This window comes from Rhodococcus sp. Leaf247, from assembly GCF_001426185.1.
Taxonomy (GTDB): domain Bacteria; phylum Actinomycetota; class Actinomycetes; order Mycobacteriales; family Mycobacteriaceae; genus Rhodococcoides.
Map to the genome: position 1 here is coordinate 1,753,069 of NZ_LMRP01000001.1, position 13,375 is coordinate 1,766,443.

Here is a 13,375-nt window from a genome sequence, read left to right on the forward strand (position 1 = left end):
ATTCCAGCGCGAAAAGGACCCGACAGGTCATGCAGACAGATACGGACCGGACACAGCCCGGTAAGGCCGACGCTACGGAGATGCCACCGGGCGCCACCCTGCTCATCGGTGTCCTCGTCGTCGCGGCGTTCGTCATGATTCTCAACGAGACGATCATGAGCGTCGCCCTGCCGAGGCTGATGGTGGATCTGGACATCACCGCGGCCACCGCACAGTGGCTGACCACGGGTTTCTTGCTGACGATGGCCGTCGTCATCCCCACCACCGGCTACCTTTTCCAGCGGTTCACGTTGCGGCAGGTCTTCCTGGCGTCGATGACGCTCTTCACGGTCGGCACCGTGTTCGCGGCGACCGCACCCGGCTTCGAGCTTCTTCTCGTGGGACGCGTCGTCCAAGCGGCAGGCACCGCGTTGATGCTCCCCCTCCTGATCAACACCGTGCTGAACCTGGTCCCGGCCCGCGACCGCGGAAGGATGATGGGTGTCATCTCCATCGTCATCGCCGTCGCACCTGCTGTCGGCCCGACGATTTCCGGAGTCATCCTCGACGCACTCGACTGGCGGTGGATGTTCTGGCTCGTGTTGCCGATCGCGCTGGTCGCCTTCGCCGTCGGGGCAAGCCTGGTCAAGAACGTGACCCCGACGAGTCGACCGTCGTTCGACGCCCTGTCGGTCGTCCTGTCCGCCCTCGCGTTCGGTGGGCTCGTGTACGGCCTGAGCAGTCTGGGCCATTCCTCCGAGGAATCGGGTGTCCCGGTGTGGGTTCCGATCGCCGTCGGTGTCGTCGCACTCGTCGTCTTCGTGCTGCGTCAGATCGCTCGCCAGGACTCGGAGCGAGCACTGCTGAACATGCGCCCGTTCGCGACGCCCACCTTCAGCATCGGCCTCGGCATGCTGATGATCAGCATGATGGCTCTCTTCGGCGCCCTCATCCTGCTCCCGATGTACCTGCAGAACATCCTTGGCCTCGACACCCTGAAGACCGGACTGATGCTGCTTCCCGGCGGCCTGACGATGGGCCTGCTGGCTCCCTTCGTCGGACGTGCATTCGACCGGGTCGGACCGAGGCCGCTCGTCATTCCGGGCTCGATCATCCTGAGTGCGGCTCTCTGGTCGATGACCCTGCTCGACGCGGAGTCCGCGCTGCCGATGGTCATCGCGATCCACGTCCTGATGTCCGTCGGACTCGCGACGATCATGACCCCGTTGATGACGTCGTCACTCGGATCCCTGCCGAAGCATCTGTACTCCCACGGCAGCGCCATCTTCAACACACTCCAGCAGCTCGCCGGAGCAGCCGGTACGGCGCTCTTCGTCACCGTCATGTCGAACACGGCCGCATCGCGGATCGCGTCGGGATCGGGTGAACTCGTTGCCAGTCAGGACGGGATCCACACCGCCTTCCTGTGCGGTGGTGCCGTGTCACTCGTCGGCGTCGCAGCGGCGTTCTTCATCCGACGACCTGCGAGTGACGACACCACCCACACCGGAGACTCGGACCGACCGATGCAGCCGGTATCGGTCGGAGTCGACGACGGACCGGCGAGATAGTTCCCGACAGGGGCTCACGCCCCGACGGGTTTGCCGAACAGCCCTGCGATGATCTCGCCGACCGAATCGACCCACAGCGAGTGCGGCCGCTGATCGAGTGCCATCGTACCGACATCGTTGGTACGGCAACCCTTCTCGATCGGAACGTCGGCGAACCGGTCACGCATCCAGAGCACCGCGCTGGGGAATCCGATGAGCTCCAACGTGAGGTGCTCGCTGAAGTGGTCACGGGTGTACGTGACGTCCGCATCGCCACGGCCGCAGTACGAGTCGACCATGTCGTTCACCGGGCCGACCGGCACCAACCAGTCCGGATTCGAGTGGTAGACGAACAGCGGCATGTCCGGGGTCGTGCTACCGAGGTTCAGGGCACTCAGCGCTTTCTTCACCACGGGTTGCTCCAGCGGATCACCCTCGGTGTGAAGCAGTCCCTTGAGATCGACGAAGGGCAGTAGCGCGGAACCCCATGCGACACAGAGGTTGTCCTTCGCTGCGAACAACGCGCGACCGAACGGGTCGATGTGTTCGTCGACGAACTTCGCCAGCTCCGGATCCTCCCGACTCGCACCGATGATCCCGGAGCCGACGATACCGGCGCCGAGTTGACCGTTGGCGTTGTTCACCAGCGCTGCGAGCCCGGCAGGGGTGCCACCCTCGGCGACACCGACGATGTTCAGCTCCGGCGCATAGCTTTTCGCAAGCTCGGCGGCATGCCCGGTGGCGATCGCGCCGCCGGAGTAGCCCATCATGCCGACCTTCGTGTCGAGCCCACTCACCTGCAACGGCTCGAAGGCCTCCGCTGCTCTGATGCCGTCGAGGGTGATCCGGCCGGCCACCGGTCCGACAGCGAACGCATCATTGGGCCCCTGGTGATCCGGGACCGACAGCGCCCATCCCTGTGCGAGCAGAGCCTGCGCCTCGAGGAACTGCGCCCCGGACGTGACAGACCCTGTCACCGGCCACGGGATCGCACCCTGGCGCATCGTGTACGACGGCGCGCAGTACGCACCCAGGGAATCCTCGGCGACCTGCATCGACAGCAGCGGCCGTGGTGACTGCGGAGTGCTCCGCGGCCGGATGACAGTGGTGACCGCGGGGATGGGCTCGTCCCTGCCGTTGTTCGACCGGTAGGACAGTTGCCACGCATCGACCTGTGTCGGGATCAGATTCAGCGTCGCCAAGTCCACCGGGCGTGCGGCGATGATCTCGCCGGGTGCTGCGGCGGCGACCACGTCGGCCGGTGGCATGTAGAAGTCGGTGTCGAATTCAGGAATCTTCGGCCAGGTCAGCGGCGGTAGCGGCGGTTGGACCACCACGTCCGACTCGCGGGGGGCGCTCGACGGGTCGACGGCAGGCGCTGCTGTCGCGGGGACCGACGCCAGCGCGGACACGACGGCCGAGACCACCGCTGTGACGACGACACGCCGTGTCCAAGTCGGGGAGGGGGACACCGAGCACTCTCTTTCGCGCCGAGACGAGACGACAGCGGAATGTGCTCCCGGCGACGGTATGCACCACACTCCAGCATGTTGGACACGAGTGTCCGTGATGGTTCACAGGACTGTAGAGCGTTGTGTCGTGGATAACAATCCCGGCGTCAGTCGAGGTCAGGGACGAACGCGGCGAGCACGGCGATCATCGTGTCGACGAGTGCGCCCACCGGCGGACGCGGCGACGGGGTGCGCGACCAGTCGGAGACCACCTCCGTGAACGCGCCGAGGAACGCAGTCGCAGCCAACCGGTACCCACCCGGCGGCTCGAATTCGGCACCGACTTCGCCCCGCAAGGTGGCCTCGAAGAACCCCACCCAGACGGCCCGTCTGCGGGCCCGGTGCTGCTCCACGGTGTCACTGACACCGAGCATCTCGATGTAGCAGATGCGGGCTCGGCGGGGGTCACTCCCCAACGAGTCGATCAGCGCGCCCATGGCCGCTGCGACCAACTTCCGGTGATCTCGGTCCGTCGACCCGGACAGCGCAGTGACGACCGCGGTCTCGGCGTCCTGCTGGATCAGGTCGTAGACATCGGTCAAGAGCTTCTCGCGGTTGGCGAACTCGCCGTAGAACTGGCTACGCGCCAGCCCTGCAGCCGCGCAGACATCCGCCACCGAGGTGGCGGAGTACCCCTTCGTGCCCAGGACCTCGATGGCGGCCTGCAGGAACTTCGCGCGCCTGTCCGCTCGACGGTCCGCCATCGAGCGGCCCCCGTAGACGCGCCTCGGATCGCCGACATCAGTCACCTCGAAAGCTTATAGGCGTGAACGCTTCTCCCCCTCCCACAACGCACCCGGTGTACGGACCGGTTTTCAGAGGCCGGTGACCGGCTTCCGGGCGGCGAGCAGCCCAGCGAATTCCTCGCCGTAGGCAAGGTGACGACGCAACGTCTCGCATCGCTCGAGCGTCTTGTTGTGGCAATGGTCGACGAATTGCGCTGCAGACGTGCGCTCCTCGTCACTGGACGACTCGTCGGCAAGAATGTCCAGGGAGTCGAGAAGTTCCTTCATCTCCGCCAGCGCGAAGTCGAGCGGTTTCATACGGCGGATCACCAACAGGCGTTCGACATCCGAGTCGGTGTAGAGCCGGAAACCGCCGACAGAACGCGCTGAAGGCACCACGAGTCCGACCGAGTCGTAATGGCGGACAGTGCGTATCGACAACGACGTGCGCTCGGCGACCTCACCGATCTGCATGCTTCGACCCACCGCGTACTCAGTGCCCCGCGCCGAGATTGCCACTGAGTCTGTCGTGTCGCTCGGTGGAGGAATCGTCGAGACCGATGATCTTCACGGTCTTGCCCTTCGCGGCGTACTTGGTCGTGATGGCGTCGAGCGTTGCAACGGTGGAGGCGTCCCAGATGTGGGATTCGGACATGTCGATGACGATGTCGAGAGGGTCCCCGATGTAGTCGAACTGATAGATCAGATCGTTGCTGGAGGCGAAGAACAACTCCCCCAGAACTTTGTAGACACGAGTGTTCTCGTCCGGATGCGCCACGTCGACGACTTCGGTGAGATGCGCGACCCGGCGCGCGAACAACACCATCGCGGTGACGACTCCCACGACGACGCCGTAGGCGAGATTGTGAGTGGCGACCGTGACGGCCACCGTGACGACCATGACCAGCGTTTCGCTCTTCGGCATGCGCCGCAACGTCTTCGGATGGATGCTGTGCCAGTCGAAAGTACCCACCGACACCATGATCATCACCGCGACCAGCGCGGCCATCGGGATGAGAGCCACGATGTCGCCCAGTCCCACGACGAGAATCAGCAGGAACGTGCCGGCGAGGAACGTGGAGATCCGGGTACGCGCACCCGAGACCTTGACGTTGATCATCGTCTGGCCGATCATCGCGCACCCGCCCATACCCCCGGTGAAGCCGGTGACCAGGTTCGCGACGCCCTGGCCCCACGCTTCGCGCGACTTGTTCGAGTGGGAATCGGTGATGTCGTCGACAAGTTTCGCCGTCATCAACGACTCCAACAATCCGACCAAGGCAATGGCGAGCGCGAACGGCGCGATGATCGACAACGTGTCCAGAGTGAAGGGCACGTTCGGTATCAGCAGGGATGGAAGCGACGACGGCAACTCGCCCTCGTCTCCGACGTCGGGAACCTGCAGCGCGAACACGAGGGTGGCCGCGGTGAGCAGCACGATGGCGATCAACGGCGCGGGAACGACTCTGGTCAACTTCGGGAGGAACACCATCACGATCAGGCCCACGGCGACGAGCGGATAGACCAGTGCCGGTACGCCGAGAAGATAGGGCAACTGGGAGGTGAAGATCAGAATGGCGAGGGCGTTGACGAATCCGACCATCACGCTGCGCGGGATGAAGCGCATCAACTTCGCGACGCCGATCACGCTGAGCACGATCTGGAGGACACCGCCGAGAATGACGGCCGCGATCAGGTAATCCAGGCCGTACTCGCGTGACAGCGGTGCGACGACCAGTGCGATCGCGCCGGTCGCCGCGGAGATCATGGCCGGTCGGCCACCGACGATCGAGATGGTCACCGCCATCGTGAACGAGGCGAACAGTCCGACGCGGGGATCGACGCCGGCGATGATGGAGAACGAGATCGCCTCCGGAATCAACGCCAGGGCGACGACGAGTCCCGCCAGCACCTCGGTCTTGAGCCTGCGGGGTGAGCGCAGCGCCGCCATCACCGAGGTGTCCTCGGGTGCGGTGACCGGCGCGGCTACGTTCGACATGGATAAGCCTCTTCCGTGGTGGTGCGATGACGCGGCATCACGTGCGCCTGGCACGGCCTCTCCGCAGGACGGAACTCTACTCTTACTGGAGAGTAGAGTCCGCAGCCTCGTCATCGGGAAGGTCGATGAGCATCTGCGCGAGCGACGTGATCGACGGTGCTGTCAGGTCCGGGTCGGGGAAGTGACTCGGATACGGCCCGCCGTTCCGGCCGATCCATGCCGTGGCCATACCCGCAGTGCGCGCGCCGTTGATGTCCCAGGGGTGCACCGCGACGAGCATGGCCTCCTCGGGGGCGACATTGCACTCGCCGAGCGCGTACCGATAGGCATCGAGGTGCGGCTTCCAGCGCCCTGCATCGTCGACGGACAGGATCGCGTCGAACTTGTCTGCGACGCCGGCCTTGCCCAGAAGCGTCCGGGCTACGTCCGTCGAACCGTTGGACAGCGTCACCAGCCTGATGCCCGACTGTGCCAGCGCGGTGACTCCGTCGACCACATCTGCGTGGACGTCGAGCTCGGTCAGGCCGGTCATGATGTGGTCCACCGCGTCAACGACGGTGCGGTTCACCGCGGTACCCGACAGTAGAACTTCGAGAAGGCCGGAACCGACGTCAGCGAACGGTCGAGCCGCGCCCGCGACGGCGAGTGCGAAGCCGTCCCTGAGCAACCCCGCGAACCACGTGTCGAACATGGGGCCAGGAGCTCCGACGTCCGTGAACCGTCGACGCATCGGCGAGGTGTCCGACAGCGTCTCGTTCACGTCGAAGACCACGACTTTCGGTCGGCGCCTCGGGGTGGGACTCGTCTGGGAAGTGGGGGTACTCATGTGCTCGCTCCTGCTCGTTCGGCGGCATCCTCCGGATCGGATGGCGCGCTTGTGGAGGGAGTACCCCGCAACCCTCGTCAGGCTTCACCCTCACGGGAGCTAGCGCTGGGAGTTCCACCATGACGCCGACCGGAGCAAGCGACTTGTAGGTCACTCCGGGAACGAAGAAGGGCAGCTTGGCCCGCACGTTGACCCGCTATTGCCGTACTCCGAGATCGAGAGCAGCGGCAGCGAGGTGGCGGCAGTGCGACGACTTATACGCAGATTGTCGCCGACGCATCAGGTCGAGGTTGTGTGACGCGGCCGCGCGCCTCACTGCAGCGAAACGCATCACTCGGGGGACGTCGTTGATGTCGTTGATATCGATCCGCTGTTCGAATGAGCCACCCGCGCGATGACCTCCCGGAGACAGTCGCGCACCCGCCATCGCCATCCGCGCCCTGCCGACTCTCGTCGTCGGTAGCTCGCGGCGATCGACGAACGTGACCGCCTGGATTCGATCCGAGCCTTCGGTAACTGCAACGAAAAAGGTTTCTACATTGGCCATCGACACACAGAAGATCCGCGCCGAGTTCGACTTGGGATAACAACTAACTGTCCAGAACGTTGCCTCGGTGCGGCGAGGGTAAGGAATGCAGGCCCGCGCGTAGCTTTCGAGCGCGGCAAAGATTTCTCGTTTTCGTGGATGCACCAGTACTCGCTCGAAGTCATGGTGATGCGCCGCGAGCTGGCTGGGGTCGAGGTCCACCAAGGCACTGGTGTCGGACTCGTTGACCGCGGCGCAATTACGCAACCACTCGGACTGCTCATCGACCGTAATGAGCTCGTCGAGAGTGGACACACCAAGAAACCCGGTCGCATGCTCACGATTTCGGACAATCAGGCCGGCAGACTGTGCGCCGCGCACCAGTTGGAACTCGATCTCACGCCGAGCCGGTTCCGGTGCGTCGTACGGGCGGAAGCGGAATGTCTTCCCATCGGGATGTGTCGTGCGGTGATCGGGGAGCCTTTTCGCGATATCGTCGCCGATGCCGATATACACCTCGTGGTTGACGCACTCTATCAGGTAGAGGCCGCGCCGGTTGTCCACGAAGTCGCTCCGGAGCTGCCTTATCCCCAATTTATCGAACGAGTACTGTCGCTCCCCATATCCGTTCGCGTTGGCCCAATCGGTGACGTGCGGGTCGCTTGACCACATCGAGCCGCCCAACGGTTCTCCCCCGGAATTAGTCATACTCAGACTCTACTTAACGGGTATGACTCCAACTCTTGAACAGCCCGACCCGGCGGCCTTACGTCCACACATAGGACTAGGCGGTGTTTGGCGGTTTCGGTGTCCTCCGAGCGCGATGATGCAAGCTCCGAAGCCCGCCATGCTGGACGACCCGGGTTCAAACTGCGACCTCTTCACGAGTAGGCAGCCGAGTCACGCCCGAGACGACGTCGGGCACAGCGGTGCAACAGTACCGGGACCGCTCCCGGAGGAGATGCACATCGTGTGGCCCTCGGCCGCCAAACGGACCCACACGACGTAAATACCTGAGCAGCGTCGTGGCTGATCAGGAACTTGATGAAGGTAAGCCGCCTAAGGGACTCGAACTCTTGACCTTTTCCTTACGGGAACGACGCAAGACGTAAAGGTAGATTCGCCTGAGGTTGAGAAACGTCACTTGAACTGCGATAACCGTCCGAGCCGGTTCACGACGGTTCGTACCGATACGTGTCACTGTCGTGGCAGCGGGAGGAAGGAATCAATCGAGCTACCGAGTCCCGCTTCGGTGTTGGATCCCAGCGTGATTTCTCAAGACGGAAGGCTCGGCACGCCCGTTTGAGACCCGCCGGATTGAAAGCGCGAGCAAGACGGTCGTCCACTACCCCCTTGAGATCACACGTCTGCCGGTCGGTGGGGTGAACCACACGGTTGCCGCACCCGCGAGTTCCATAGGGCTAGCACATAGAGTGTCACTTGATCGAAGCGTTAACCAGTCGGGGAATCGGAGGGGTGGAATGCAAGAAGCCGCGAACGACGCCTTCGTGGCGTCAATCGAGTTGCTGATGGCCTCTGCTCGAACTGGCACTACCCCTAGAATCGTGTACTCGGACTCACAGATCGCTCCCACCGTTGCTTCGCTTCCGGGTGATTGGTCAAACGAGGCTTCGAACTCCGACGCATTCCCGACTCTCGTCACCACGTTACTGACGGGCGGCCCTGTCGTGGCGTTCCCCCCGTGGGGTAGGAGCGAAGGCACTAAGTCACAGGATTTCGAAGCTGTTCAACGAATTCAACCCGGGCCTCCAGGACATCTCCTGCTTCTAGTTCTACCCCACAGCGCCTTGGCCTCACAGGCCGCGCATACGCTACGTATTTCGATCAGCACAAATTGGCGTGTCCGCGCGGTTATCTCAGGACGCGCTGGCCTAAAGTGGATCTCGGCACATTTTGCACACACACTGATTCTTCTCGATTCATCAGACGCGGAATCTGGAGTGCTCCGGATGTTCGACGCAACACAAACGCGTCCAGAGGATTCCGACAGGATCGTCTACGACCTTCGCCGGTTGATGCGCATGCCCGGAGGATCCACCGACTTCGGCTTTGTACTTCGTGAGCCACCTCCACCTGGAGAACCACTCATCAGCAAGCTCTACGACCCCCGCCTCGTAAAGCGGCGACATGAACTTGCAGACTTCGGCCGGGTCCAGCACCTCGGTCACTTGTTCGATGTACTTGGCAACGGCCCTCTCCCACGCGACCCAGGAAAAACCGAGCCAGTTCCCGCACACGCGCTTGGTGCAAAGCGAATCATCGGCGGTCGAGATATCCTAAGAAATCACGAGATCGCGCCAGTGGATGAATCTCAGCGGTGGGCGCTAGACGGCTATCCGGAGCTTTTCGCTGGGGACATAGTGCTCAGAGCGCTCCAAGCAACGAACTCCGTCGACCCTGGCTTGGTGTGGGCCCGCGTCACGCAGAAAGACATGCCCGTGGCTGCGGGGCCCCTAGTGCTGATCCTGCGGCCGTTGGCGACTGCCGATCGCGCCGACATCGAATTCGCACTTCGGTTTATCTCCTCGGACGCCGCTTTACAGCTCACCGATGACATCAGGTTGACGCCCCTCACTTCTAAGATCACCGCGGCTGCACTGTCCAGGTTGCGGGTGCCGATTCCGGACGCAGCCTTGAAGGACGCGTTGATTGGTATCGAACAAGCACGACAGCGAGCGTCGGCTTGGTCAAACGAAGCAGACGAAATTCTGGCAGATCTGTTCGACTACGACAGTGCCGCCGAAGCCCGCCAGCGTGTAATCGAACGCAGCCGGCTTGTTCGACTTCGCATGAAAGCCGTTGACGACATCGAGACACTGGGTGGCCAAGTCCGAACCCAATTTCCACTGCCCATTGCCTACAGGTGGCGTGCACTCGAAGCGGCCCGAAGTCATGGAAATACCCGGGAGACGTACGTTGCCGCCCTCGATTCTGCAGAACAAACTTTGGCCTTCATCGCAAACATTGGGCTCGCGCTTGCGCGCGAACTCGGGCATAGTTTGTCGGCAGTCGATGACATAGCCGGACGCCTGCATCGCGGTCAGGGAACGTCAATGAGCGACTGGTGCAGCGCGATTGACGAGCTGGCTGGGAAGAAATTCAATGCACTTGACACGCTGATCTCAACACCCGAGTTTCGCGATTTTTGCACAGACCCTACGGTGAAAGCCGCGAGACAGGACCTGCTGCAACGCCGCAACGATGAAGCACACGGTCGTAGGGTCGAACTCATGGATCTTGACGACGCGGTCGGAGAGGCACTGAACTCGCTCCACACGATCAATCGCTCGCTGACATTCCTACTGGACAGCCCACTGGTGGTTGCACGGAATCTGCAATGGGACAGCATTCGACAGGAAGGTGTGCTCGATTATCAGATGCTCTCTGGCGACCACTCAGTGGTGCCTGTTCGTCAAATGCCGGTTGCTCTACCGACTATTGAAGCTGGCAGCATTTACCTACTCGACTCGAAGCAGACACTTCACCTTGTGCGACCCTTCCTGACTGGTACCAACTGCCAGCGCTGCGGCACGTTCTCACTGTTCTACGTGGATCAGCACCGAAACCAAGAACTGACAATCAAGAGCCTCGAACACGGACACAGCATCGTGGCCACCGAGTCACACGTTCAAGCCGTGGCGGCTGTCGGACTCCTAGGTATCAAATAGGCCCAACTATCTCACTCAATGTCGCTGTCGAGCTGGGGTGGAATCGGTGGAGTTGGTCGCCTCGGATGTTTGATCACCTCACCTGAGCCATCCACGATGGCGGTGCCGTCGGCGTCAGCGGTGTGATGAACTGCTTCACCGTGTGTGTCTGGCTATCAACGCTCGATTGCTCAGATCCGGCGGGGTTGAGGCGTCCCAGGCGCTCGCGTAAATCTCAGACACCAGTGGCCACACCTTGTGCATACCGTCCTCGACGGATTCGACGGCAGCTGCGAGGTCGCCGTAGACGACGAACTCGTGGGGGATTACGCGTCCCGCGGAGTCTCGTCGTTCGAGCGGATCTAAGATTCGCAGAGCAACGTGTCCGTCGTGGCGTCGCCACGCGGCCGGTGCGTCGCGCAGGCTCCCGAAAGCGCGTTCGTAGTCTGGGAGCGGATCGCTGAGTCCCGCATCCAGGAGAAACCGGAAACCCCAGTCTCGCCCCCGCGTGGCCCAGATGATGCTTTCGCAGTCTGCGGATTCGATGCTCACTTCGGGTTCCTGATGACTCTGTCGTCGACGCCCTGCTCGAGGTCGCGCTTGAACTGCGTGAGTGTCGCTCGCAGGTAGTCGTTCTGCGCGCGGGCCTGCTCGTGCATCTCTTTGAGTTTTGGTCCTACCAACTGGGCTGCTACTGCCAGGATAGGCAGCGCCTTACCCGCCTTCGGCATCTTGGCCAGGAACTTCTCGACTGGTGCGAACTTTCCACCGGCCAGGCCTGCGGCCAACAGCTCGGCGCCGTCGGCGAGCGAATTGAGGACCTTCAGGGGGATGTCGAACTTGTCGTTCCACTGCACGCGGCGTTGCAGCGGCAGAATCGATGCCACAGGCAGGATGAGATCGAGACCGATGCGTTGCGTCAGGTCGATGTCGACTGTCTGCGCGCCGCCGGACTTGAGTTTGAACTTGGCGGATGAGAGCAACATGAAGTCCTCGCCGATGGACAGGGCCGCAGGAGTGTCGATGAGTCCAGCGACGGTCGATCGAAGATGTTCGACATCCTCTGCTGCGTTGAGGATGACCAGATCGCGAAAGGTATCGACATCCCAGTCCGGGAGCAGATCAGCTTTCGACAGTGCGAAGATCCACACTCGAGGGAATTCGACGATGGGCCCGTCTTCGAGTAGGTCGTCCTTGAGTTGCAGGAGCCCGTGGCGGAAGTTGAACATCAAAGACTTGAGATATTTATGTTCTTCCCCGCGATGATCGAGCAACTTTTGCCCGTCTACCAGCAGGATCGCGACGTCAGACCTTAGGAGTGAGCGAAAACTGTCGATGCGCCGATCTTTCTCCGTCGGGGTGCTGGGTTCATTTTCGAACCAATCGCCCGGGTAGTCGTGCCACGCGAGGCGGAGGACATCGAAGGGCCGTTTCTTGGCTGCGTCGTTGTCGCCGCCCTTGAGTTTGACCGAGAAGTAGTAGGTAGTGGCCTCGAAGCGGGTTGGCAGTGGCGCTTCCGCTTTGGCGCGCATGCCGAGGTAGTTCTTGTACAGCCGATTTCCATGTCCGGCATCGTCAGCGACGAGGTCCCAGAGGTCGTTCTTGTAGGCTCCTTCCTGGGTCGGGCCGAAGAACGACGAAACCAGGACGGTCTTGCCCGAGCCAGTCTCGCCGAAGACGGCAATGTGCTGCTCACGAACTTTTGGGAACTTTGCCATGCACTGACGTTATAGGAATTCGCAGCTAACTCATGATGAGAGCAGGTTGCTGTCCGTGTGCGGAAGTCGCTGTCTGGTCTCATCGGCCGCTTGGACCTTGAGCGTGGAAGGAAACGCAGGTAACGGTGGCACCAGCACGCCAGACACACTCGGCACTCGGCACTCGGCACTCAAGTCTGAAACTTCTACTACTCGGACTCGGAGATAGACGCTTGCTGCGCGGCCTTACGAGCGGTCACACCAGCACAGTTCGACTGGCGGTTGGCCGACCTTCCGCCGCGATCGACGCTGAAGTCGAGGTCCTGTCCGCAGTCTCCCGATGTCGCACTGCGTGGTGCCATCAGCTCACACATTGACGTGGGGATCACCCGGGGCGACACCCAGCTCCGGACTGGCTCGCGGCCATGTCGTCATGTTCTCGCCCCCTGTGTGGAGCCGTACACGGTGCCGCCCGAGATGACCCAGACGTCCAAACGGTTCTCGACCCGGCCACTCTCATCGATCGTGGCCCCCCCGACCTAGGTGTGGTCGCCGACGTCGATGACGGTCCCATTATTCAGGGGTCCTGCCCTACTCGGAGAAGCCCGACGCGGACCTGGTCCACCAAGGATTGATTCGCCGGAGCGAAGCGGGGATGGAGACCAACTCAGAGGCCGGGGGAAGCAGCCGCCGAGCTCATGGTCGGGCTGATGCGTCATTCGACGTTGTACGTCGGCGCTGTCGTCGCCCCCGATGCGGTTCTCGCGGCCGGTGCGGTGGTACTGGTGTGGGTCGAAGAAGCCGGGGCCAGTTCGTAGCTATCCGACGCGGAATCCCAATCTCCGAACGAGGAGCAAATCGAACGCTGCGACGATTCCCCTAAAATACTCGACT

10 protein-coding genes are annotated in these 13,375 nt (G+C 62.3%); 2 read left to right on the plus strand and 8 right to left on the minus strand.

Annotation, left to right across the window (positions count from 1 at the left end; translation table 11 throughout):
- The first annotated feature begins 29 nt into the window (after window positions 1–29).
- Window positions 30–1,550 carry an MDR family MFS transporter gene (locus ASG64_RS08220; protein WP_082518220.1) on the plus strand — a complete coding sequence of 507 codons (1,521 nt, stop codon included), beginning with the start codon at window positions 30–32 and terminating at the stop codon, window positions 1,548–1,550.
- A 14-nt stretch (window positions 1,551–1,564) separates the two neighbouring features.
- Here ASG64_RS08220 and ASG64_RS08225 read toward each other — a convergent pair whose 3' ends face one another.
- From ASG64_RS08225 to ASG64_RS08250, 6 genes are all read right to left on the minus strand, one after another.
- The gene (locus ASG64_RS08225) at window positions 1,565–3,001 is read right to left on the minus strand and encodes a lipase family protein (RefSeq protein ID WP_056071923.1); all 1,437 of its coding nucleotides are present in this window, start codon (window positions 2,999–3,001) and stop codon (window positions 1,565–1,567) included.
- A 146-nt stretch (window positions 3,002–3,147) separates the two neighbouring features.
- Window positions 3,148–3,789 (minus strand): TetR/AcrR family transcriptional regulator, encoded by a 642-nt coding sequence (locus ASG64_RS08230; RefSeq protein ID WP_056071926.1) that lies wholly within the window; start codon window positions 3,787–3,789, stop codon window positions 3,148–3,150.
- A gap of 66 nt (window positions 3,790–3,855) precedes the next feature.
- Window positions 3,856–4,239: a MerR family transcriptional regulator gene (locus ASG64_RS08235; protein ID WP_056072943.1), complete on the minus strand. Its 384-nt coding sequence runs from the start codon at window positions 4,237–4,239 to the stop codon at window positions 3,856–3,858.
- Window positions 4,240–4,258: 19 nt separating this feature from the next.
- A complete protein-coding gene (locus tag ASG64_RS08240; RefSeq protein ID WP_056071929.1) occupies window positions 4,259–5,764 on the minus strand; it encodes a SulP family inorganic anion transporter in 1,506 nt (501 codons plus the stop codon).
- Window positions 5,765–5,846: 82 nt separating this feature from the next.
- Entirely contained in the window at window positions 5,847–6,590 is a 744-nt protein-coding gene (locus ASG64_RS08245; protein ID WP_056071932.1) for a haloacid dehalogenase type II, read from the minus strand.
- A gap of 196 nt (window positions 6,591–6,786) precedes the next feature.
- Window positions 6,787–7,824 (minus strand): hypothetical protein, encoded by a 1,038-nt coding sequence (locus ASG64_RS08250; RefSeq protein ID WP_156388297.1) that lies wholly within the window; start codon window positions 7,822–7,824, stop codon window positions 6,787–6,789.
- 1,262 nt (window positions 7,825–9,086) lie between these two features.
- Between ASG64_RS08250 and ASG64_RS08260 the strand changes: the two genes are divergently transcribed.
- Entirely contained in the window at window positions 9,087–10,805 is a 1,719-nt protein-coding gene (locus ASG64_RS08260; protein WP_156388298.1) for a hypothetical protein, read from the plus strand.
- 135 nt (window positions 10,806–10,940) lie between these two features.
- Here the strand turns inward: ASG64_RS08260 and ASG64_RS21200 are convergent, their stop codons facing one another.
- Both ASG64_RS21200 and ASG64_RS08265 read right to left on the minus strand, forming a co-directional pair.
- On the minus strand, window positions 10,941–11,336 hold the full coding sequence (locus ASG64_RS21200) for a hypothetical protein (RefSeq protein WP_062575806.1): 396 nt from the start codon (window positions 11,334–11,336) through the stop codon (window positions 10,941–10,943).
- The gene (locus tag ASG64_RS08265; RefSeq protein WP_056071945.1) at window positions 11,333–12,502 is read right to left on the minus strand and encodes a hypothetical protein; all 1,170 of its coding nucleotides are present in this window, start codon (window positions 12,500–12,502) and stop codon (window positions 11,333–11,335) included. Before ASG64_RS08265 ends, ASG64_RS21200 begins: the two co-directional genes overlap by 4 nt.
- Between the last annotated feature and the right edge of the window lie 873 nt (window positions 12,503–13,375).

Coding starts and splice junctions, on each gene's coding strand:
- ASG64_RS08265 (WP_056071945.1), bottom strand. CDS start 12,502: ATGGCAAAGTTCCCAAAAGTTCGTGAGCAGCACATTGCCGTCTTCGGC.
- ASG64_RS08250 (WP_156388297.1), bottom strand. CDS start 7,824: ATGACTAATTCCGGGGGAGAACCGTTGGGCGGCTCGATGTGGTCAAGC.
- ASG64_RS08220 (WP_082518220.1), top strand. CDS start 30: ATGCAGACAGATACGGACCGGACACAGCCCGGTAAGGCCGACGCTACG.
- ASG64_RS08235 (WP_056072943.1), bottom strand. CDS start 4,239: ATGCAGATCGGTGAGGTCGCCGAGCGCACGTCGTTGTCGATACGCACT.
- ASG64_RS08245 (WP_056071932.1), bottom strand. CDS start 6,590: ATGAGTACCCCCACTTCCCAGACGAGTCCCACCCCGAGGCGCCGACCG.
- ASG64_RS08260 (WP_156388298.1), top strand. CDS start 9,087: ATGTTCGACGCAACACAAACGCGTCCAGAGGATTCCGACAGGATCGTC.
- ASG64_RS08240 (WP_056071929.1), bottom strand. CDS start 5,764: ATGTCGAACGTAGCCGCGCCGGTCACCGCACCCGAGGACACCTCGGTG.